The organism is Alistipes communis (genome assembly GCF_006542665.1).
In the GTDB taxonomy this organism is placed as follows: Bacteria; Bacteroidota; Bacteroidia; order Bacteroidales; family Rikenellaceae; genus Alistipes; species Alistipes communis.
Window position 1 is genome coordinate 2,262,360 of record NZ_AP019735.1, and the last position, 22,755, is coordinate 2,285,114.

18 protein-coding genes are annotated in these 22,755 nt (G+C 64.2%); all 18 read right to left on the reverse strand.

Annotated elements, in window-relative coordinates; genetic code table 11:
- Positions 1 to 13 precede the first annotated feature (13 nt).
- Complete coding sequence (gene hisG / locus FMF02_RS09190; protein ID WP_141412926.1) at positions 14 to 865, reverse strand: ATP phosphoribosyltransferase; 852 nt, start codon at positions 863 to 865, stop codon at positions 14 to 16.
- A gap of 271 nt (positions 866 to 1,136) precedes the next feature.
- Entirely contained in the window at positions 1,137 to 2,384 is a 1,248-nt protein-coding gene (locus FMF02_RS09195) for a glutamate-5-semialdehyde dehydrogenase (protein WP_141412927.1), read from the reverse strand.
- Positions 2,385 to 2,387: 3 nt separating this feature from the next.
- Positions 2,388 to 3,503 carry a glutamate 5-kinase gene (proB, locus tag FMF02_RS09200; protein ID WP_141412928.1) on the reverse strand — a complete coding sequence of 372 codons (1,116 nt, stop codon included), beginning with the start codon at positions 3,501 to 3,503 and terminating at the stop codon, positions 2,388 to 2,390.
- A 5-nt stretch (positions 3,504 to 3,508) separates the two neighbouring features.
- The gene (gene thrC / locus FMF02_RS09205) at positions 3,509 to 4,813 is read right to left on the reverse strand and encodes a threonine synthase (protein ID WP_141412929.1); all 1,305 of its coding nucleotides are present in this window, start codon (positions 4,811 to 4,813) and stop codon (positions 3,509 to 3,511) included.
- 27 nt (positions 4,814 to 4,840) lie between these two features.
- Positions 4,841 to 6,058, reverse strand: coding sequence for a cofactor-independent phosphoglycerate mutase (locus FMF02_RS09210; protein ID WP_141412930.1), 1,218 nt, complete (start codon positions 6,056 to 6,058; stop codon positions 4,841 to 4,843).
- A gap of 3 nt (positions 6,059 to 6,061) precedes the next feature.
- On the reverse strand, positions 6,062 to 8,497 hold the full coding sequence (gene thrA, locus FMF02_RS09215; protein ID WP_141412931.1) for a bifunctional aspartate kinase/homoserine dehydrogenase I: 2,436 nt from the start codon (positions 8,495 to 8,497) through the stop codon (positions 6,062 to 6,064).
- A 63-nt stretch (positions 8,498 to 8,560) separates the two neighbouring features.
- Positions 8,561 to 10,231: an asparagine synthase B gene (gene asnB, locus FMF02_RS09220; RefSeq protein WP_141412932.1), complete on the reverse strand. Its 1,671-nt coding sequence runs from the start codon at positions 10,229 to 10,231 to the stop codon at positions 8,561 to 8,563.
- A gap of 11 nt (positions 10,232 to 10,242) precedes the next feature.
- Entirely contained in the window at positions 10,243 to 11,289 is a 1,047-nt protein-coding gene (gene ilvC / locus FMF02_RS09225) for a ketol-acid reductoisomerase (RefSeq protein ID WP_141412933.1), read from the reverse strand.
- Between the two features lie 15 nt (positions 11,290 to 11,304).
- On the reverse strand, positions 11,305 to 11,832 hold the full coding sequence (gene ilvN, locus FMF02_RS09230) for an acetolactate synthase small subunit (protein WP_019130047.1): 528 nt from the start codon (positions 11,830 to 11,832) through the stop codon (positions 11,305 to 11,307).
- Positions 11,833 to 11,842: 10 nt separating this feature from the next.
- Positions 11,843 to 13,579, reverse strand: a complete 1,737-nt coding sequence (gene ilvB / locus FMF02_RS09235) for a biosynthetic-type acetolactate synthase large subunit (RefSeq protein ID WP_141412934.1) — start codon at positions 13,577 to 13,579, stop codon at positions 11,843 to 11,845.
- A gap of 12 nt (positions 13,580 to 13,591) precedes the next feature.
- Positions 13,592 to 15,421, reverse strand: a complete 1,830-nt coding sequence (gene ilvD / locus FMF02_RS09240; protein WP_026074823.1) for a dihydroxy-acid dehydratase — start codon at positions 15,419 to 15,421, stop codon at positions 13,592 to 13,594.
- 524 nt (positions 15,422 to 15,945) lie between these two features.
- On the reverse strand, positions 15,946 to 17,004 hold the full coding sequence (gene leuB / locus FMF02_RS09245; RefSeq protein WP_019130044.1) for a 3-isopropylmalate dehydrogenase: 1,059 nt from the start codon (positions 17,002 to 17,004) through the stop codon (positions 15,946 to 15,948).
- Between the two features lie 33 nt (positions 17,005 to 17,037).
- The gene (gene leuD, locus FMF02_RS09250; RefSeq protein WP_019130043.1) at positions 17,038 to 17,631 is read right to left on the reverse strand and encodes a 3-isopropylmalate dehydratase small subunit; all 594 of its coding nucleotides are present in this window, start codon (positions 17,629 to 17,631) and stop codon (positions 17,038 to 17,040) included.
- 109 nt (positions 17,632 to 17,740) lie between these two features.
- A complete protein-coding gene (gene leuC / locus FMF02_RS09255) occupies positions 17,741 to 19,129 on the reverse strand; it encodes a 3-isopropylmalate dehydratase large subunit (protein ID WP_141412935.1) in 1,389 nt (462 codons plus the stop codon).
- A 1-nt stretch (position 19,130) separates the two neighbouring features.
- The gene (locus FMF02_RS09260) at positions 19,131 to 20,651 is read right to left on the reverse strand and encodes a 2-isopropylmalate synthase (protein ID WP_141412936.1); all 1,521 of its coding nucleotides are present in this window, start codon (positions 20,649 to 20,651) and stop codon (positions 19,131 to 19,133) included.
- Between the two features lie 601 nt (positions 20,652 to 21,252).
- Positions 21,253 to 21,561 (reverse strand): hypothetical protein, encoded by a 309-nt coding sequence (locus FMF02_RS09265; RefSeq protein WP_141412937.1) that lies wholly within the window; start codon positions 21,559 to 21,561, stop codon positions 21,253 to 21,255.
- Positions 21,562 to 21,575: 14 nt separating this feature from the next.
- Entirely contained in the window at positions 21,576 to 22,607 is a 1,032-nt protein-coding gene (locus FMF02_RS09270; protein WP_141412938.1) for a 2-oxoacid:ferredoxin oxidoreductase subunit beta, read from the reverse strand.
- Positions 22,608 to 22,612: 5 nt separating this feature from the next.
- Positions 22,613 to 22,750 (reverse strand): hypothetical protein, encoded by a 138-nt coding sequence (locus tag FMF02_RS13670; protein WP_162502164.1) that lies wholly within the window; start codon positions 22,748 to 22,750, stop codon positions 22,613 to 22,615.
- Positions 22,751 to 22,755 lie beyond the last annotated feature (5 nt).

A 22,755-nucleotide genomic window follows, 5' to 3' on the forward strand; every position in this document is an offset into this window, starting at 1 on the left:
CGTTCGCTGTTTTCTATCGGATCATGTTTTCGAGCGCCAGCACCAGAATGCCTTCGGCGCCGATGGCTTTGAGCCGTTCGATGCGCTCCCAGAGCTGCGCCTTGCCGATCACGGCGTGCAGCGAGCACCACCCCTCCTGCGCCAGCGGCAGGATCGTCGGGCTGCGCATTCCGGGGAGCAGGGCGGTGGCTTCGGCGACCTTTTCGACAGGAAGGTTCATCAGCACGTATTTCATGTCGCGGCTTTCGCGGATCGATCGGAAGCGGAAGACGAGCTGCTCGGTCTGGCTGCGTTTGTCGGCATCGAGCGACGGGCAGGCGATGAGCGCCGCTTCGGAGCGGAGAACGGTTTCCACTTCGCGCAGGCCGTTCGAAACGAGCGTCCCGCCCGACGAAACGATGTCGAAGATCGCGTCCGACAGCCCTACGGCCGGTGCGATCTCCACCGATCCCTCGATGGTGTGGATCTCGGCTTCGATGCCCTGCCGTGCGAAATATCCGCGCAGGATGTTGGGATAGGAGGTTGCGACGCGCCGTCCGCGGAAGTAGTCGGGGCCCGTGTAGTCGGTCGCGTTGGGGACGGCCAGCGAGAGGCGGCAGGCGCCGAATCCGAGCGGCATCGCCTGTTCGACGTCGTATCCCTTTTCGGCCACCTCGTTCTGGCCGACGATACCCAGGTCGGCGACGCCCATCGAGACGGCCTGCGGGATGTCGTCGTCGCGCAGGAAGAGCACTTCGAGCGGAAATCCTTCGGCGCGGGCGATGAGCCTGCGTTTGCCCTCCGCAACGGCGATTCCCGCTTCGAGGAGCAGGCCGAGGCTCTGTTCGTTGAGCCGGCCTTTGGCTTGAATGGCTATTCTTAACATAAGTCGTTTGGTTTGAATTTCCGTTTCAACCGCCCGACCCCGGCGTGCAGACATGAAAAAAAGCCCGCCCGCAAGGGGTGAGCTTCTTTTGTATTTGCCGGAATATCAACGCATATACACGATCGATTCGCCCCTTCGGTGAAAGTGGTGATGATGATGGATATGGTTGAAATTCGTCATTTTTCGATAACTCGTCTGCCGCAAATGTAGGATTTAATTTCCGGAAAACAAAATTTCGGGTCGTTTTTTTGTCTGTCGGCCACGGGCGGGGCTACGGCCGCGTCTGCCCGTCGCCGGCGATCAGGTATTTGTAGGAGGTCAGTTCGCGCAGCGCCATCGGCCCGCGCGCGTGGAGTTTCTGCGTACTGATTCCGATCTCGGCGCCCATGCCGAACTGCGCGCCGTCGGTGAAGGCCGTCGAGACGTTGGCGTAGACGCAGGCGGCGTCGACTTCGCGCTGGAACGTGCGGATCGCCTCCGCGTCTTCGGCTATGATCGTCTCGCTGTGCTGCGAGGAGTAGCGGGCGATGTGGGCGAGCGCCTCGTCGAGCGAGGCGACCGTGCGGATCGAAAGGCGCAGGGAGAGAAACTCCGTCCCGAAGCTCGCTGCGTCGGCCGCACGCAGCAGCGCTGCGGGATAGTTTCCGTGCAACGCCGTCCGTGCCGCTTCGTCGGCTTGCAGTTCGACCCCTTTTTCGGCCAGCGGACGGCAGAGGCGCGGCAGGTCGGTCAGGCGGTCGCGGTGGACGACGAGCGTGTCGAGCGCGTTGCAGACGCTTACGCGGCGCGTCTTGGCGTTCAGGACGATCGCCGCGCCCTTTTCCGTGTCGCCCGACCGGTCGAAATAGGCGTGGCAGACGCCGGCGCCCGTTTCGATCACCGGTACGCGGGCGTGGTCGCGCACGAAGTCGATCAATCCCCGCCCGCCGCGCGGAATGACCAGATCGACCAGTCCCGTGGCACCGAGCAGCGCGGCCGTCGCTTCGTGCGTGGGAGGCAGCAGGGCGAGGGTGTTCTCGTCGAAGCCGTGCGCCGCGAGCGTGCGGCGGATCAGCGCGGCGATCGCCGCATTGGAGTCGCGGGCGTCGCTGCCCCCTTTGAGGATGCAGGCGTTGCCCGACTTGACGCAGAGCGCGAAGACGTCGAACCCCACGTTGGGACGTGCTTCGTAGATGACGCCGACGACGCCGAACGGTACCGAGATTTTGCGGATCTCCATGCCGTTGGGGCGCACCGTGCGGTCGAGGATGCGTCCCAGCGGCGACGGAAGCGCCGCCACGTTGCGCAGGTCGGCGGCGATGCCCAGCAGCCGCCCGCGGTCGAGCAGCAGCCGGTCGTAGGCCGGATCGGCGGGGTTCATCCGGCTGCGGTCGCGGGCATTGGCCGCCAGCAGCTCCTCCGTGCCGGCCTCCACCGCGTCGGCCAGCGCCAGCAGCAGGCGGTCGATCCGTTCCGAGGCGGTGCGGTTGAGCGCGCGGGCGGCCTCGCGGGCGCGTCGAAAAGTGTGTTGCGTCTCCATGGGTCAGTCCAGATAGAGGTAATCGTAGTGTATGAGTGCCCGTGCGCCGCGGCGGCCGATATTGCGGCGTGCCGTCGTGCTGTCGCAGGAGACCTTGCCGGCGCCGATCGGCCGGCCGTCGGGGGCGACGATGCGCACGATGTCGTCCTTCTCGAAGACACCCTCCACGCGGCTCACGCCGACGGGCAGCAGGCTCACGGCGCGCGGGCCGCCGAGCGCATCGAGAGCTTCGCGGGTTACGTGCACCTCCCCTTTGGCGAATCCTTCCGAGTGGGCGATCCATTTCTTGACGCCCGAGATGGGGTGGGGCGAGGGGAGGAAGCGTGTGCAGAGGGTGCGGCTTCCCTCGGCCAGCAGGTCGGGCAGGATGCCGTCGCGGCGGCCGTCGGCGATGATCGTCTCGATTCCCTCGGCGGCCACCTTGCGGGCGATGCGGCTCTTGGTGAGCATTCCGCCCCGTCCGAACGACGACTTCGCGTCGCGGATGCAGTCCGGCAGGTCGCGCTGCCCGGGTGCGATTTCGCGGATCACTTCGACGCCCGGCGCCCCCGGCGTACCGTCGCAGATGCCGTCCACGTTGGTCAGCAGGACGAGCGCTTCGGCGCCGATCATCGTCGAGAGCAGCCCCGAAAGTTCGTCGTTGTCGGTGAACATCAATTCGGTGACCGCCACCGTGTCGTTCTCGTTGACGATCGGGACGACGCCGTTTTCGAGCATCACGCGGATGCTGTTGCGCTGGTTGAGGTAGTGGCGGCGGGTCTCGAAATCCTGCTTGGTGGTGAGCACCTGCCCGCAGACGATTCCCCGTGCGTCGAAGAGTTCGTAGTAGCGGCGGATCAGCTTCACCTGCCCGACGGCCGAGTAGAGCTGGCGGGCCGACACGGCGTCGAGCCGGTGGCCGGCCGCGATCACCCCGCGCCCTGCGGCGACAGCGCCCGACGACACGACGATGACCTCGACGCCGGCACGGTGCAGGGCTGCGATCTGGTCGGCCAGCGCCGCCATGCGGTCGGTATCGAGCGTGCCGTCGGCGCGGGTCAGCACGTTGCTGCCCACCTTTACGACGATGCGCCGGAAGCGGCAGCGTGCCGCGTTTGGTGCGATGTCCGGATTCTCCATGATGTTTATCGGCTGAGCAGATACTCCTTGAACGCTTCGAACTCGGCGCCGAGCGCGACCGTGCGTTTCTCCCCCTTGACGAACTCCTGCAAGCGCTGCGGAATCTCGACCGGCCGGCCGGTGATGCTTTCCACCGTATCGAGGAACTTGGCCGGATGGGCCGTTTCGAGGAAGATGCCCGTTTCGCCGTCGCGCAGTCCGTCGCGCAGCGCACGGTAGCCGCAGGCGCCGTGCGGGTCGAGCAGGTAGCCCGTGCGGGCGAAAGTGTCGGCCACCGTGGCGCGGATCTGGTCGTCGTCGCAGCGGAACGCCGCGACGTCGGCGCGCAGCGCGTCGAGCGAACGGCCGTAGAGGTCGAGGATGCGGGCGAAGTTGTTCGGGTCGCCCACGTCCATCGCGTTGGCCAGCGTCGGAACCGACGGCCGGGGGCGGTAGCTGCCCGTGCGGAGGTATTCGTAAAAGGTGTCGTTGGCGTTGTTGGCGGCGATGAAGCGGTCGACCGGCAGCCCCATGCGTCGGGCGAACAACCCTGCGGTGAGGTTGCCGAAGTTGCCGCTCGGTACGCTCACCACGATCGGCGAGGTTACGCCCTGTGCGCGCAATTGCGCATAGGCGTGGAAGAAATAGAAGGTCTGGGGCAGGAACCGCGCCACGTTGATCGAGTTGGCCGATGTGAGCCGCATCCGTCGTTTGAGCTCCGTATCCGCAAAGGCGCTCTTGACCAGCCGTTGGCAGTCGTCGAACGTGCCTTCGATCTCCAACGCCGTGACGTTGCGTCCCAGAGTCGTGAACTGCTTCTCCTGAATGTCGCTTACGCGCCCTTTGGGGTAGAGCACCACCACGTCGATGCCCTCGACGCCGAGAAATCCGTTGGCCACGGCCCCGCCCGTGTCGCCCGACGTGGCGACGAGCACCGTGACGGGGTGTTCGTCGCCGCGGCCTCCGATGAAGTGGGAGAGAATGCGTGCCATGAAGCGCGCGCCTACGTCCTTGAAGGCCATCGTCGGGCCGTGGAAGAGTTCGAGCGCCCAGATGCCGTCGTCGACCCGGACAGCCGGAATGTCGAAGCAGAACGTGTCGCGGACGATGCGCCGCAGCGTTTCGGGTTCGATCTCCTCGCCGAAAAAGGCGTCGGCCACGCGGCAGGCGATCCGGTGGAGGTCCAGACGGGCGATCCCGTCGAAGAATGCGTCGGGCAGCCGCTCGATCCGTTCGGGCATGTAGAGCCCGTTGTCGGGCGCCATGCTGGCGACGACCGCCTCGCGGAGCGAGACTTCGGGCGTGCGGCGGTTTGTGCTGTAATATTTCATCGTGTGGAAACTTGTATTTTTCGTCCGTTATTCGGTACCGTGGATGAAGAGGTCGATGAAGGCATCGCCCCGCAGGTGGCCGTAGCGGCCCCGTCGGGCACTCTGTTCGTCGTAGGCCCCCACCATGTCGGGATGGCAGCCGCTCCGCCAGATCGTGAAGGGGACCGGCGCGGCGGTGTGGGTGCGCAGCAGGCAGGGCGTCGGGTGGTCGGGAAGGATGGCCAGCGAGACGGGACACTCCCATGCGGAGACCGCTTCGAAGATCGGCCGCACCACCCGTGCGTCGAGCGCTTCGATCGTCCGTACTTTCAGTTCGGCGTCTCCTTCGTGGCCCGCCTCGTCGCTCGCTTCGATATGCAGGAAGACGAAATCCTCGTCGCGCAGCGCCCGCAGCGCGGCCTCGGCCTTGCCTTCGTAGTTGGTGTCGTAGAGCCCCGTCGCTCCTTCGACTTCGACGGGCGTCAGTCCGGCGCAGACGCCGATTCCGCGGATCAGGTCGACGGCCGAGATGACCGAGCCGTTGCGGATCGGGGCGTAGCGCTCCTGCAAGGTCTGCATACGGGGGCGGTAGCCCGGCGACCACGGCCAGATGCTCGTGGCCGGCTGTTTTCCGGCAGCCCGGCGCGCCCGATTGACGGGATGATCCGCCAACAACTCCTGCGAACGGAAGATCAGTTCGCGGAGCTGTCGCGCCGTAGGTTCGGCGGCAGCGTCGGCGGCCGACGGCAGCACTTCGGCGAAGGGGCGGTCGGGTACGTCGTGCGGCCCGACGGTGTGGAGCCGCTTGTCGCCGCCGCGGATCGTGAGCAGGTGGCGGTACGAGACGCCCGTGTGGAACCGCACGTCGCCGCCGCCCAGCCGCCGTTGGAGGAAGTCGATCAGTTCGGCCGCTTCGGCCGTGGAGATATGGCCGGCCGAATGGTTGCGGATGCGCTCCTGCTCGACCGTAATGAGGTTGCAGCGCATGACCATTTCGCCGCGCCCGATTTCGACGCCCATGCCGGCCGCTTCGAGCGAACCGCGTCCTTCGAAGACGGAGGGAACGTCGTACCCCAGCAGCGAGAGGTGTGCGATTTCGCTGCCCGGAGCGAACCCTTCGGGCACGGTGTCGAGGATTCCCGAGGCGCCGAGCGCTGCGATGCGGTCGATCGTCGGCTTGCGGGCGGCTTGCAGCGGCGTGCGGCCGCCGAGCCGTGGAATCGGTTCGTCGGCCATTCCGTCGCCGAGGATGATGAGGTACTTCATGGTCTATCGGATATTGGCGATGCGGATGATGTCGGCGAAGACGCCTGCGGCCGTCACCTCCGCGCCGGCGCCGTACCCCTTGATCTGGATCGGGTATTTGCGGTAGCGTTCGGTGGTGATGAGGATGACGTTGTTGCTGCCCGAAAGGTGGTAGAACGGGCTTTCGTTGTCGACCTCTTCGAGCCCGACCGAGGTGCGTCCGTCCTCCATGCGGGCGATGAAACGCAGCCGTTTCCCTTCGGTTTCGAGCCGTCGCCGCCATGTTTCGAAGCGGGCGTCCGTTTCGGGCAGGCGATGCCAGAACTCGTCGATGCTCCCCTCGAAGCAGCTTTCGGGCAGGAAGGTGCGCCGCTCCACGTCGCGCTGTTCGACGGCATAGCCCGCTTCGCGCGTGAGGATCACCAGCTTGCGGATGACGTCCGTGCCGCTCAGGTCGACGCGCGGATCGGGTTCGGCATAGCCTGCCTCCTGAGCCATGCGTACGGCGCGGCTGAACGGAATTTCGGCGCTCATGCGGTCGAAGATGTAGTTGAGCGTCCCCGAAACCACCGCCTCGATGCGCAGGATGCGGTCGCCGCTGTTTATCAGGTCGGAGATCGTGTTGATGATCGGCAGACCGGCGCCGACGTTGGTCTCGAAGAGGAATTTCGCGTTGCGTTTGCGCGAGACGGTTTTGAGCTCGCGGTAGAGGGCGTAGTCGGACGACGCGGCGATCTTGTTGGAGGCCACCACCGAGACGTTGTGGTCGAGCAGCGAACGGTAGAGCGCCGCCACCTCCGCGCTGGCCGTGCAGTCGACGAAGACCGAGTTGTAGATGTTCAGGGCGAGAATCTCGTCGCGCAGGCTCTCCGGCGTCGAGGGCGTTCCCTCCTCTTCGAGCCGCCGGAGGCAGTCGTTCAGGGCGATGCCTTCGGCGTCGATGAGCCGTTTGCGGGAGTTGGCGATTCCCACGACGCGGATTTGGAGTCCGTTGTCGGCCATGAGCGTGCGCCGTTGCAGGCGGATCTGTTCCAGCAGGTCGCGCCCCACCTGTCCGACGCCGGCCACGAAGATGTTGAGTACCTGATACTCCGACAGGAAGAACGAGTCGTGGATCACGTTGATCGCCTTCGGAAGGCTTTCGAGCGTCACGACCACCGAGATGTTGGTCTCCGAGGCGCCCTGCGTGCAGGCGATGACGTTGATGCCGTTGCGTCCCAGCGTCCCGAACAGCTTGCCCGCGATGCCGGGCGTATGTTTCATGTCGTCGCCCACCACGGCGATCGTCGCCAGGTCGTGTTCGGCGGTGATGCTGCCCACCTCGCCGATCTCGATTTCGGGGGCGAACTCCCTGGTGAGCATCGCGATGGCCAGATCGGCGTCCTCGTTGCGCAGTCCGATCGACGTGGTGTTCTCCGAGGCGGCCTGCGACACGAAGAAGACGCTGATGCCGGCCCTGGCCAGTGTGCGGAAGATGCGGTGGTTGACGCCGATCACGCCTACCATGCCCAGCCCTTGAATGGTCACCAGACAGGTGTTGTTGATCGAGGAGATTCCCTTGATCGCCTTGTCGCGCCCCTGCACCCGCTCGCGGGAGATGAACGTGCCCGGCGCTTCGGGGTTGAAGGTGTTCTTGATCAGGATGGGGATGTCGCGGTGGTAGACCGGGAAGATCGTGGGCGGATAGACCACCTTCGCGCCGAAGTTGCACAGCTCCATCGCCTCTTCGAAGCTCAGCCGGTCGATGACATAGGCATCGCTGATGACGCGCGGGTCGGCCGTCATGAAACCGTCGACGTCGGTCCAGATTTCGAGCGTCTCGGCGTTCAGCGCGGCAGCGATGAGTGCGGCGGTGTAGTCCGATCCGCCGCGCCCCAGATTGGTCACGTCGCCCGAGGCGCAGTCCGAGGCGATGAAGCCCGGCACTACCGACACGCGGGGGCGGTCGGCCAGACGTTCCCTGATGAGCTTTTCGGTCAGATCCGGTTCGGCGATGTGCTTTCCGAAGTCGGTCTTCGTGCGGATGAACTCCCTCGCGTCGTAGAGCCGCGAGCCTTCGAGCACGGCGGCCACGATTCCCGACGAGAGGCGTTCGCCGTAGCTGACGATCGCGTCGCCCGTGCGGGGAGAGAGGTCGCGGATCAGGTAGACGCCGCGCAAGATATTGGCCAGTTCGTCGAGCAGTTCGTCCGTCCGCCGGCGGATCGCGCCGCGCCGCTCGGACGCCACCGTTTCGTCGATCGTCGTGCGGTGGCGGGCCACGATTTCGGCCAGCGAGTCGGTGTAGTCGGGCTTTCCGGCCGCGGCTGCGGCCGCCGTGGCCAGCAGACGGTCGGTGATGCCGCCCAGCGCCGAAACGACCACGACGATCTGGCCGTCGTTGGCGGCGACGATCCTGCGCACCTGTCGCAGACCTTGTGCGGAACCTACCGACGATCCGCCGAATTTCAATACTTTCATCTGTTTCGTTGTTTTACTGCCGGAGCAGTCGTAAATACTCGGAGTTTTCCGTCCGTCCCGTCGTCATTCGTCCCGGGCGGTGCGGTGGACACCCTGCACGGCGCGTCCCGACGGATCGTCGAGATTGCGGAACGATTCGTCCCACGCCAGCGCCTCGGCCGTGCTGCACGCCACCGACGGCACCGACGGCACGCACTGCGCGGCCGTCTGCGAGGGGAAACACTCCTCGAAGATCGTGCGGTAGTAGTACTCCTCCTTGTTGCGCGGCGGGTTGACCGGAAAGCGGTCGGCCGCCTGCGCCATTTCGCGGTCGGAGACCGCGGCCTCCGTGAATGCTTTGAGCGAGTCGATCCAGCCGTAGCCCACGCCGTCGGAGAACTGCTCCTTCTGCCGCCAGACGATCTCCGGCGGCAGGAGGTCTTCGAACGCCTTGCGCAGAATCCACTTTTCGATGCGTCCGTCGCGGGGGCGTTTGGCTTCAGGGGCGATGCGCATGGCCGTGTCCAGGAACTCCGTGTCGAGGAACGGCACGCGGCCTTCGATCCCCCACGCCGCGAGCGACTTGTTGGCGCGCAGGCAGTCGTACTGATGCAGGCGGCCGATCTTGCGCACCGTCTCTTCGTGGAAGGCGCGGGCGTCGGGGGCCTTGTGGAAATAGAGGTAGCCGCCGAAAATCTCGTCGGCACCCTCGCCCGACAGCACCATCTTGACGCCCATCGACTTGATGACGCGCGCCAGCAGGTACATCGGCGTCGAGGCGCGCACGGTCGTCACGTCGTAGGTTTCGATGTGGTAGATCACGTCGCGCAGGGCGTCGAGCCCCTCCTGGACGGTGTAGTGGATTTCGTGGTGCACCGTACCGATGTGGTCGGCGACCTTGCGTGCGGCACGGAGGTCGGGAGCGCCTTTCAGGCCGACGGCGAACGAGTGGAGGCAGGGCCACCACGCACCGTCGCGTCCTTCGGTCTCGATGCGGCGGTCGGCGAAGCGTTTGGCTACGGCCGAGATGATCGACGAATCGAGTCCGCCCGACAGCAGTACGCCGTAGGGAACGTCGGACATCAGCTGTCGTCGGACGGCCGCTTCGAGCGCCGAGTGCAGCGCGGCAGGGTCGGCGTCGCCCTGCTCGACGGCTTCGTAGTCGAACCAGTCGCGCGTGTACCAGCGCGTCGTCTTCCCCTCGCGGCTCCACCGGTAGTGCCCCGGCTCGAAGGGGCGGATGACGTTGCACACCCCTTCGAGCGCCTTCAACTCCGATGCGACGTAGCACCGTTCGTCGGCATCCCAGCCGATGTAGAGCGGAATGACGCCGACGGGGTCGCGGGCGATGAGATACTCGTCGCGCTCGATGTCGTAGAGCGCGAAGGCGAAGATGCCGTTGAGCCGGTCGAGCAGCCCCGCGCCGTATTTGCGGTAGAGCGGGAGGATCACCTCGCAGTCCGAACCGGTGCGGAAGTCGTACTCGCCGGCCAGCTCGCGCCGCAGTTCGCGGTGGTTGTAGATCTCGCCGTTGACGGCCAGCACCAGCCTGCCGTCGGGGCTGTAAAGGGGTTGCCCGCCCGACTGCGGGTCGACGATCGAGAGGCGTTCGTGAGAGAGCACGGCGCACGGGCCGCAGTAGATGCCCGACCAATCGGGCCCCCGATGCCGGATTTTTCCCGACATCCGCAGCACCTGCGCACGCAGGTTCTCACCGTTTCGTCCGATTTCGAACACTCCGACAAAGCCGCACATAACAGTAGGTTTTAGTTGTTTTCGGGGCGCAGCTTGCGCACGACGGCGCCGGCCTGCCACATTTCGCTTTCACGCAGTTCGCGCAACTCCTCTTCGAGCTTCTGGCGGTAGTCGGGCTTGCTGTTCAGGTCGATCGACCGCTGTGCCTCGCGACCGGTGGCCACCTCTTCGTAGAGCTGTTCGAAGACGGGTTTCGCAGCGTCTCGGAAGCGTTTCCACCAGTCGAGCGCGCCGCGCTGCGCCGTGGTCGAGCAGTTGGCGTACATCCAGTCCATCCCGTTTTCGGCCACGAGCGGCATGAGCGACTGCGTGAGCTCCTCGACCGTCTCGTTGAAGGCCTCCGAGGGGGTGTGGCCGTGTGCGCGCAGCGTCTCGTACTGGGCGGCGAAGATGCCCTGGATGGCGCCCATGAGCGTGCCGCGCTCGCCCGTCAGGTCGGAATAGACCTCGCGTTTGAAGTCGGTCTCGAAGAGATAACCCGAACCGACGCCGATGCCGAGGGCCACCACGCGCTCGAAGGCGTGTCCCGTCGCATCCTGGAAGACGGCGAAACTCGAATTGAGACCGCGTCCTTCGAGGAACATCCGCCGCAGCGAGGTGCCCGATCCCTTGGGGGCGATCAGGATCACGTCCACGTCGGCCGGCGGGACGATGCCCGTGCGCTCCTTGTAGGTGATGCCGAACCCGTGCGAGAAGTAGAGTGCCTTGCCGGCCGTGAGGTGTTTGCGGAGCGCGGGCCACACGGCGATCTGGCCTGCATCGGAGAGCAGGTACTGGATGATCGTGCCGCGCTCGGCCGCCTCCTCGATGCCGAAGAGCGTCTGCCCCGGTACCCAGCCGTCGGCGACGGCCCGTTCCCAACTGCGGGTGCCCTCGCGCTGGCCTACGATGACGTTGAAGCCGTTGTCGCGCAGGTTGAGCGACTGTCCGGGGCCCTGTACGCCGTAGCCGATGACGGCGATCGTCTCGTTTTCGAGGACTTTGCGTGCCTTCTCCAATGGAAACTCTTCGCGGGTGACGACGGTTTCGTTTACACCGCCGAAATTGATCTGTGCCATAGTCGTAACTGTTTTTTATGAAAGTTTTCTGTCGTTTCGTGCGAGTTCTTCGAGATATTCGTTGAGCAGTTCGCGCCGCGATTTGACGATCGCCACCGTGCCGCTGCGCACGAACTGCTGTACGCCGTAGGGTTGCAGCAGTTCGAACAGTTCGCGCGTTTCGCTCTTGTAGCCGGTCTTTTCGACGACGATGTAGTCGTCGTCGATTTCGAGGATGCGCACGTTGTGCCGGCGGACGAGCTGTTCGACGTTGCGGCTGCGCGTCACCTTGTAGAGGGCGATCTCCTGCTGCACCACTTCGTCGGAGGTGAAGACGAAGACTTTGAGCACGTCGATGCGCTTTTCGACCTGTCGCGCGAGCTTTTCGATCTTTTCGGGATCGGTGCGCACGACGATCGTGAATTTGTGGATGCCCGCGAGCGCCGATTCGGAGGTGGTCAGACTCTCGATATTGACGTTGCGGCAGGTGAAGACCGTGGTGATCTGGCTCAACAGACCCACCTTGTTCTCCGAAAAGACGGTGATGATGTATTCCTGTTCCATACTGTCGTTGTTATTCGAGCCGGATGTCCGCGACCGGAGCGCCGGCCGGAACCATCGGGAAGACGTTTTCCTCGTTTTCGACCCGCACTTCGAGCAGATAGGCGCCCGCATGGGCCTTCATGGCGGCGACGGCCTGCGGCAGCTCCCCGCGCCGCTCGACGCAGCGGTATTCGATTCCGTTGGCGCGGGCGATCAACCCGAAATCGGGGTTGACCATCTCGGTCGACGAGTAGCGGCGGTCGTAGAAAAGTTCCTGCCACTGGCGCACCATGCCCAGGAAGGAGTTGTTGAGCAGGACGATCTTCACGCAGACGTGCGACTGGAAAATCGTCGCCAGCTCCTGAATGGTCATTTGCAGCCCGCCGTCGCCCGCGAAGAGGACGACCTCGCGGTCGGGAGCGCCCAGCTTGGCGCCGATGGCGGCCGGGAGGCCGAACCCCATGGTTCCCAGACCGCCCGACGTGACGACGCTGCGGCTGCGGCGGAACCCGAAGTAGCGGGCGGCGAACATCTGCTGCTGCCCCACGTCGGTGACCATCACCGCGTCGCGGTCGTAGGCGCGTGCCACGGCGTCGACCGCCTCGCCCATGCGGATGCGCCCTCCGTCGGGACGGATCGCCCGCCGCACCACACGCTCGTACTCGATGCGGTCGCAGGCGCGGAACTCCTCGATCCATGCGCTGTGGTCGCGCGGGCGGATGCGTTCGGTCAGCAGCGGGAGCGTGCGCTTGACGTCGCCCACGAGGGGCACGTCGGCATGGACGATTTTGTCGATTTCGGAGGGGTCGATCTCCAAATGGATGATCCGGGCGTTGGGGCCGAAGGCGGCGGGGTCGCCCGTTACGCGGTCGTCGAAACGCATTCCGACGGCGACGAGCAGGTCGCACTCCTTGTTTTTGATGTTGGGGCCGTAGTTGCCGTGCATCCCCAGCATTCCCACGTTGCGGGGGTCGTCGCTCGGCAGCGCCGAGAGGCCCAGCAGCGTCGAGGCGGCCGGCATGCCGCTGCGATCGAGAAAGGCCCGCAGTTCGGCTTCGGCGTTGCCCAGGATCGCTCCCTGGCCGATCATCGCCAGCGGCCGCCGGGCTTCGTCGATGAGCCGCGCCGCTTCCTCGATGCGTCTTGCGTCGGGCGTAAGGGAGGGTGCGTAGCTGCGGATCGAGGTGATCCGTTCGTAGCGGAAGGGCGCCGTCGCGCATTGGGCGTCCTTGGTGATGTCGACCACGACGGGGCCCGGGCGCCCCGAACGGGCGATGTAGAAGGCTTTGGCGATGGCCGCCGGAATCTCTTCGGGGTATTTGACCTGGCAGTTCCATTTCGTGACGGCCTGTGTGATCCCGACGAAGTTGGTCTCCTGAAAGGCGTCGGTTCCCAGCAGTGTCGAACCTACCTGTCCGGTGACGAGTACCAGCGGCGTGGAGTCCATCAGCGCGTCGGCCAGTCCGGTCACGGTGTTCGTCGCACCCGGGCCGGAGGTGACCAGGCAGACGCCCACGCGGCCGCTTACGCGGGCATAGCCCTGCGCGGCGTGGACGGCGCCCTGCTCGTGGCGCACGAGGATGTGGCGCAGCCGGTCGCGATAGTCGTAGAGCGCGTCGTAGACGGGGATGATCGCGCCGCCGGGATAGCCGAAGAGGGTCTCGACGCCTTCGCGCAGAAACGATTCGATCAGGGCTTGCGATCCGGTGAGCAGCGGCGCTTCGGCCGTTTGCCGTTCTTCGGGTCGGAAGGGTTCGGTCGTATTCATATCCAATCGGTTTTATGCGTTGTCGGGTGTATCGATCAGGCGCACGGCGCCCTTGTCTGCCGAGCTGACCAGCAGGGCGTAGGCGCGCAGCGAGGTCGGGACGCGGCGTTCGCGTGCGGCCGGCGCATACCGTTTCACGGCGGCCTTGCGCGCGGCGATCTCCCGTTCGTCGACCAGCAGCCGGATCGAACGGTTGGGAATGTCGATCTCGATCGGATCGCCCGTGCGCACGATGGCGATCTCGCCGCCTGCGGCGGCTTCGGGCGATACGTGCCCGATCGAAAGCCCCGACGTGCCGCCCGAGAAACGTCCGTCGGTCACGAGCGCGCATACCTTGTCGAGCCGTTTCGATTTGAGGTAGGAGGTGGGGTAGAGCATCTCCTGCATTCCGGGGCCGCCTTTGGGCCCTTCGTAGCGGATGACGACTACCTCGCCCGGCCGTACCTCGTCGCCGAGAATCCCCTCCATGGCCTGCTCCTGCGATTCGTAGACGCGGGCCGGCCCGCGGAAGAGCAGCAGTTTTTCGTCGACGCCGGCGGTCTTGACGACGCAGCCGCAGCGGGCGATGTTGCCCGTCAGCACGGCCAGCCCTCCGTCGCGGAAATAGGCGTGCTCCGTGTCGCGGATGCAGCCCGCCGCGCGGTCGGTGTCGAGCGTTTCGTAGCGGGTGTCCTGTACGCCCAGCTGCCGGTCGCCCTTGCCGGCGGGGGCGCTTCGCCAGCGGCCGAGGGCGTCGTCGCCCACCGTCGCGCTGCGCAGGTCGCAGGCGGCGATCGCCTCGCCCAGCGTGCGGCCGTCGATCCGCCGCACGGAGGTGTCGACGAGTTTCGCGCGGTCGAGTTCTCCCAGGATCGAGAGGATGCCTCCGGCGCGGTTGACATCCTGGATATGGTAGTGCGAGTTGGGTGCGACCTTGCACAGCACGGGTACCTTGCGCGAGAGGCGGTCGATGTCGTGCATCGTGAAGTCCACGCCCGCCTCGTGGGCCACGGCCAGCAGGTGCAGCACGGTGTTGGTCGAGCCGCCCATGGCGATATCGAGCGACATGGCGTTCTCGAAGGCCGCCTTCGTGGCGATCGAGCGCGGCAGCAGCGAGTCGTCGCCTTCGAAGTAGTAGCGTTCGGCGTTGCGGACGATGAGCGCGGCGGCCTCTTCGAACAGCCGGCGGCGCGCGACGTGCGTGGCGACGATCGTGCCGTTGCCCGGCAGCGAGAGTCCCAGCGCTTCGGTGAGGCAGTTCATCGAGTTGGCGGTGAACATCCCCGAACACGACCCGCAGCCCGGGCAGGCGCAGCGTTCGATGCGTGCCGCCTCCTCGTCGCTGCAACGGTCGTCGGCGCCCATCACCATCGCGTCGATCAGGTCGACGTCGCGGTCGCCGAAACGGCCCGCTTCCATCGGCCCGCCCGAAACGAAGACCGTCGGGATGTTGAGCCGCATGGCGGCCATCAGCATCCCGGGCGTGATCTTGTCGCAATTGCTGATGCACACCAGTGCGTCGATGCAATGGGCGTTGGCCATGTATTCGACGCTGTCGGCGATGATTTCGCGCGAGGGGAGCGAGTAGAGCATCCCGTCGTGTCCCATGGCGATTCCGTCGTCGACGGCGATGGTGTCGAACTCGGCAGCGAAACAGCCGCACGCTTCGATGCGCTGTTTGACCTGCTGGCCGATCTCGTGCAGGTGCACGTGGCCCGGGACCAATTGCGTGAACGAATTGGCGATGCCGATGATCGGCCGGCCGAACTGTTCCTCGCGCATGCCGTTGGCGCGCCAGAGGCTTCGGGCTCCGGCCATCCGACGACCGGTCGTCGTCACGGCGCTTCTGAGTGGATGTTTCATGGTTGTCCGTTCGTTTTCAACAGTCGTTTTCCCGCCGCGGCGCGGTTTCCGCAAGTGCGGCTCCGCTCATTCGGCTTGACGAAAACGGCTCCTTTTTTTCGTGTTTCCCTTTTAAACGGCGAAGCCCTTCTCTCGGGGGAGAAAGGCTTCGTCTATTCATATACATATAAACCACCCTTCTCCCGTCATGATTCCGTGACGACGAGCAGCAAATTAATGACGTGGATATATGTATGGTTCAACGTGTGCATGTACCGTATCCGGTTGCTGGTTACGAAGCAAAAGTAGGAATATAAAATTACATTACCAAGCTAATTCGTAAAAAAATATAATAACATAACAATCAATCGGAAAGTTTTCGACGGAGGTTTTTATTTTATTCCGATTCCGCTCGTTTGGTTACAATCCGTAACCGGCGTACGGAACCGGCTAAACCCTTTTTCGGCCGATCGTGCCGCACGGGAACTCCGCCGGGTCCGATTCTGGGATTACGATCCGTCGTCCGGTCGCTGCCGGAAGGGCGCTCATATCTGCGCGGCGATGAAATCCCCGACTGCCGACGTGCGGTAGCTGCGCTGGCCCGGGGCGGTGAGGTCCTCGGTGACGACACCCGCGGCGAGGGTGCGGTCGATCGCCTTGCGCACGGCCCTGCCTTCGGCTCCGAGGCCCAGGTGTTCCAGCAGCAGGGCGGCCGAGAGGACGGCGGCCATCGGGTTGGCGATGTCCTTGCCCGCCGCCTGCGGATACGATCCGTGGACGGGTTCGAACAGGGCGCACTTCGCGCCGATGCTCGCCGACGAGAGCATTCCCAGCGAACCGCTGATGACGCTGGCTTCGTCGGTCAGGATGTCGCCGAACATGTTCTCGGTCACGATCACGTCGAAATCGGTCGGCCGGCGGATGATCTGCATCGCGGCGTTGTCCACGAACATGAAATCGACCGTCACGTCGGGATATTCGCAGGCGGTGCGCTGGGCCGTTTCGCGCCACATGCGCGACGTCTCCAACACGTTGGCCTTGTCGACTACCGTGAGGTGCCGCCGCCGTGTCCCGGCCAGCCGGAAGGCGACGCGAAGCACCTGTTCGATCTCGTCGATCGTGTAGGTGCAGGTGTCGTAGGCGCGCGTGTCGTGCCGGTCGCGTCCCTGCCGTCCGAAATAGATGCCGCTCGTCAGCTCGCGCACGCAGATGAAATCCGTGCCGCGCACCACGTCGGCTTTGAGCGGCGAACGGTCGACCAACGGTTCGTAGACCGTCACCGGACGCAGGTTGGCGAAGAGCCCCAGGGCCTTGCGCATACGCAGCAACCCCTGTTCGGGACGAACCTTCGCTTTGGGGTTGTTGTCGTATTTGGGATCTCCGATGGCGCCGAACAGCACGGCGTCGGCCTCGCGGCAGATGCAGTGGGTCGTGTCGGGGTAGGGATTGCCGGTGGCGTCGATCGCCGCGGCGCCTACCAGCGCCTCGGTGTAGCGGATGCGGTGGCCGAATTTCGCCGCCGTGCGGTCGAGTACTTTCGTGGCTTCGGCGATGATCTCCGGGCCGATGCCGTCGCCGGGCAAAAGAGCGATGTTGATATCCATAGTCGTTGCAGGTTGTTTGGTCTCGTGAGGATGTTATCGTCGGGAGGCTTCGAACGCCTCGATCCGGTCGGCGATGCTCAGCAGGTAGTCCACGTCGTCGTAGCCGTTGAGCAGGCATTTCTTTTTATAGGCGTCGATCTCGAACCGCTCGCTGCGGCCGTCGGAGAGGGCGGTCAGCGTCTGCGCTTCCAGATCGACCGTGAAGCGGGATGCCGGATCGCGGCGCAGGTCGTCGAAGATCGCGGCGAGAAAGTCGTCGCTCACGCGCAGCGGCAGCAGGCCGTTGTTGAGGGCGTTGTTGCGGAAGATGTCGGCGAAGAAACTCGACACCACCACGCGGAAGCCGTAGTCGGCCAGCGCCCAGGCGGCATGTTCGCGCGAGCTGCCGCAGCCGAAGTTGCGGCCCGCGACGAGAATCCGCCCCTCGTAACGCGGGTCGTTGAGCGGGAATGCGGCGATCGGACGCCCCTCGGCGTCGTAGCGCCAGTCGCGGAAAAGATTGTCGCCGAATCCCTTGCGTTCGGTCGCTTTCAGGAAGCGCGCCGGAATGATCTGATCGGTGTCGATGTTCTCCGCCTCGACGGGCACCGCCCCCGAAGTGAAGGTCGTGAATTTGGGAATAGCCATTGTATTACGCGTTTGTTTTTCAGCAGTCCTTTTCTCGCCTCGGCATAGTCCGAACTTCGTTCGGCTCTGCACTCGGCTTATCGAAAAGGTTCGTTTGCAACGTTCGTTTTCAATCGTTCGGCGGGAATCCGAACAGCTCCCGCGGGTCTGCGATCCGGCCGCTGACAGCGGCGGCCGCCGCTACGGCAACGCCCGACAGCAGCGTGCGTGCTCCCGGCCCCTGACGCCCTTCGAAATTGCGGTTGGAGGTCGAGACGCAGTACTTGCCGGCGGGAATCTTGTCGGCATTCATCGCCAGACAGGCCGAGCAGCCCGGCTGGCGCAGTTCGAATCCTGCGGCGGCGAGAATCCGATCCAGTCCTTCGGCCTTCGCGGCGGCCTCCACGGCCTTCGAGCCGGGGACGATCCATGCCGTCACTTCCGGAGCTTTGCGCCGTCCCTCGACCAGACGGGCGAAACGCCGCAGGTCTTCGATGCGGCCGTTGGTGCAACTGCCGACGAAAACGTAGTCGACGGGTTTGCCCAGCAGCCGTTCGCCGGCATCGAATCCCATATATTCCAGCGCTTTGGGATCGGCGTCGGCGGGAATCGCCGCATCGACGGCCATTCCCATGCCGGGATTCGTCCCGAAGGTAATCATCGGCGCGATCTCGGCGGCGTCGAACCGGTATTCGCGGTCGAAACGTGCGTCGGCGTCGCTGTAAAGTTCCCGCCACCGCGCTACGGCGGCGTCGAACGCCTCGCCCTGCGGCGCGCGTTCGCGTCCGCGCAGGTAGTCGAAGGTCGTCTGGTCGGGGGCGATCATGCCGCCGCGGGCGCCGCACTCGATACTCATGTTGCATACCGTCATGCGTCCCTCCATCGAGAGCGAGCGGATCGCCTCGCCGGCGAATTCGATGAAATGGTCGGTTCCGCCCGAAGCGGTGATGCGCGCGATGATGTGGAGAATGATGTCCTTGGCCTCCGTGCCCGAGGGCAGCGTGCCGTCGACGGTGATGCGCATCGCGCGCGGCTTGCCTTGCAGGATGCACTGGCTGGCCAGTACCATTTCGACTTCGGAGGTTCCCACGCCGAAGGCGACGGCCCCCAGCGCGCCGTGCGTGGAGGTGTGGCTGTCGCCGCAGACGATCGTCATGCCCGGCTGCGTGAGCCCCAGTTCGGGGCCGATGATGTGTACGATCCCCTGCCGCGGATCGCCCATGCCGAAGTGCTCGATGCCGTAGCGGGCGCAGTTGGCGCGCAGCGTCTCGACCTGATGCCGCGACTGAGGCTCGGCGATGGGGAGGTGCTGGTCCACGGTGGGAATGTTGTGGTCGACCGTGGCGGTGATGCGGTCGGGATGTACCACGCCGACGCCGCGCCGCGCGAGTCCGGCGAAGGCCACGGGCGAGGTTACCTCGTGGATGTACTGCCGGTCGATGTAGAGCACCGTGCGGCCGCCCTCCTCGGTGCGCACCGTGTGCGCATCCCAGATTTTGTCCAGAAGCGTCCGTCCCATGCTACTCCTCCTTCTCTTTGCGTTCGGTGACGTTCAGCACGCGCAGCGCGTCGAGGAATGCCTCGACCGACGCGCGTGTCGTATCGGTGTGGGCTGCGAAGCCGTGCACGGTGCGTTCGCCGCATTCGACCTGTACGTGGACGCGTCCCACATCGTCCGAGCCGCGCGTGACGGCCTGCATCAGGAACTCCGAGAGGGTGACCCGCTCGTTGACGAGCTTCTTGATGGCCGAGACGGCCGCGTCGACCGGTCCGTTTCCCGTGGCGATCGACATGCGTTCGTGGTCGCCGAATTTCAGTACGACGGTGGCCGTCGGAACGAGGGTTCCGGTGGTCACTTGCAGGAATTTGAGCGCGATCGACTGTTTGCGGATGCGGTCGATGTCGCCTACCAGGTAGAGCAGGTCGTAGTCGTGGATCTCCTTTTTCCGGTCGGCCAGCACAAGGAACTTGTCGTAGGTGGCGTTCAGTTCTTCCGGCGTGAGGTCGTAACCCAGCAGTTCGAGCCGGTGCACCAGTGCCGCGCGGCCGCTGCGGGCCGTCAGGGCGATGACCGATTCGTTGAGCCCGATGTCCTGCGGGTCGATGATCTCGTAGGTCTGCCGGTGTTTGAGCACGCCGTCCTGGTGGATTCCCGACGAGTGGGCGAAGGCGTTGCGTCCGACGATCGCCTTGTTGGGCTGCACGGGCATGTTCATCAGGCTCGACACCAGATGCGAGGCCTTGGTGATGAGCTGCGAGTTGATGCGCGTGTCGATGTCGAGTTCGCGGTGGCAGCGCAGCGTCATCACCACCTCTTCGAGCGAGGTGTTGCCCGCCCGTTCGCCGATGCCGTTGATCGTCACCTCGGCCTGCCGGGCGCCGTTGAGAACGGCGCTTAGCGTGTTGGCCGTCGCCATGCCCAGATCGTTGTGGCAGTGGGTGGAGATGATTGCACGGTCGATGTTGGCGACGTGTTCGACCAGATAGCGGATCTTCGCTCCGTACTCCTGCGGCAGGCAGTAGCCCGTCGTGTCGGGGATGTTGACCACCGTGGCGCCGGCCGCAATGGCCGCTTCGACCACGCGGGCGAGGTATTTGGGTTCGGCCCGGCCGGCGTCTTCGGCGTAGAACTCCACGTCTTCGACGTAGCGTTTGGCGTATTTCACCGCGTCGACAGCCGTTTCGAGTATCTTTTCGGGCGTCGAACGCAGTTTGTCGTAGATGTGCTGGGGCGAGACGCCGATACCGGTGTGGATCCGCTTGTGCCTGGCCAGCCGCAGGGCGTCGGCCGCTACGTCGATATCCTTGCGTACGGCGCGCGTGAGCGCGCAGATCGTCGGCTCGGAGACGGCCTTCGAAATTTCGAGCACGGAGTTGAAGTCTCCGGGGCTGGAGATCGGGAATCCCGCCTCGATGATGTCCACGCCGAGGCTTTCCAGCAACTTGGCGACCTCGATCTTTTCGATCGTGTTCAACTGGCAGCCGGGAACCTGCTCGCCGTCGCGGAGCGTGGTGTCGAAAATGTACAATCTCTCACTCATATTCTGTCGGTCTTCTGATGTCGGGCGATCGTTCGATCGCTCCGAATCCGTGTTTTCCTGCAAAAAGCCGTGTGTCCGCCCGTATCCGCTGGGCCTTCCGTTGTCGGAGTCCGCTCTTTCCGCTGCGAAGGAGCCGAAGCCTGCCGGAATCTCCGCAGCCGGCCCCGGCCGGATGTCATGTATTTCCGAAAGGGTGAACCTTGTCGCCCGATCTTTCGTCGCCGGCGTGCGAAATGGCCGGTTCGGCGGATTTTGATTACGATTCGTAACTTAAACGGGTGAAACAGATGCTAAATTTATAAAATATCATCCTGCTTAGGCACGAAATGAAACTATATGTAGTTTCGTAATCCATTCATTCATTTGCAAATATATAAATTATTCAAGAATTTCAAAAATATTTTCCGTGAAGTTTCGAATAATAATACGATCCCGTTTCGGTGCGACGAAATTCCGTCTGTTTTCTTTCCGGCACCGAATCCATCCGGCCTACGAACGTCGTGCGTCGACAGCATTTCGGCGGCGGACGGGGTGGAATGCCGTGGGAGAATATCCCTCCCGCGGTATCTTCTCGTAATCGGAACTAATTTGGAATTGGGTGTTATTTTATTGATTTATAGCAAGTATTGGAGTCGTTGTGAGGTCGGCCTCGAAAATTGTCTCCGGCGAGCGTGCCGGAAGCGGGCGTGCCGGAATATTCTTCGGCGGCGGAAGCGGTACGTCCGTCGTCGAACGAGTGGCCGGAAGGAGGCAGGTACGGCCGGTTATAAATCGTAACTTCCGGTTTTTCCGCTCTTTGGGACGGGTCTGTGGATTCTTTCTCTTCGGCAGGAGGCGCGCCGCAGGCCGGAACTGTTCGCAGAAAAACGGGGGCGGCGGACATCCGTCGTCCGCCGCCCCCGTTTTTCATCGGTGATTGCGCGTTTATCCGATCTCCCACGTCTCGCCCGCGTGGAGCAGGTCGTCCATGCAGCGGATCGGGTTGGAGTTCCGGACTTCGGCGACCTGTTCGGCCACCTTGCGGTCGTAGACGTGCGTGTCCTCCACCTCGCGGATCACGCCGACGGCCACCGGCATGTCGGGGTATTTCATCGCCGCGAGCATCAGATGCAGCGAGGTATCGCGCTCGTGTGCGTCGTGCGTGAGAACGTCGTCGATCGTGTATCCGTCTTCGCCGACGGTCACCGCTTTCAGCTTGCCGTTCTCGCGCACGAGGCCCTTGTCGCGGTTCGTGCCGAAGAGCATCTTCTCGCCGTGGCGCAGCACGATCGTGCGTTCGGCGCGGGTGGCTTTGTCTCCGGCGAAATCGGCGTGTGTCTTATTGTTGAAGATCACGCAGTTGACCAGACATTCGACCACCGACATCCCCTGATGGCGTGCGGCGGCCAGCAGGCACGACTTGGTCAGCTCGACGTCGGCGTCCACCGTGCGGGCGAAGAAGGTCGCCTTGGCGCCGATGGCCAGTTCGCCGGGATTGAACGGCTTTTCGATCGTGCCGTAGGGCGAGGTCTTGGTGACCTTGCCCAGCTTGGTCGTGGGCGAGTACTGCCCTTTGGTCAGTCCGTAAATCTCGTTGTTGAAGAGGATGCAGTTGAGATCGACGTTGCGCCGGATGGCGTGGATGAAGTGGTTGCCGCCGATGGCCAGCGAGTCGCCGTCGCCGGTGCAGACCCAGACGCTCAGGTCGGGATTGGCGACCTTGACGCCCGTGGCCACGGCATTGGCGCGGCCGTGGATCGTGTGGAACCCGAAGGTCTTCATATAGTAGATGAAGCGCGACGAGCAGCCGATGCCCGAAATGAAGACGAACCGGTTGTGCGACGTGTCGAGCGCATCGGCGATTTCGGGCATGGCGCGTTGCACGGCGTTCAGCACTGCGTGGTCGCCGCATCCGGGGCACCATTTGACCTCTTGATCCGATTTGAAATCGGCGGGTGTGTAGTTGTATGTTGCCATAATCGTTATTTTCGGATTGTACGTTTATCGGTCGGCAGCATCGAGCCGATTTCAAACCGCTTCGCTTGAATATCGACAAACCCTCCAAACCTCCCTTTGAAAAGGGAGGCTTCTGCGGCGGGTGTGTAGTTGTATGTTGCCATGAGCT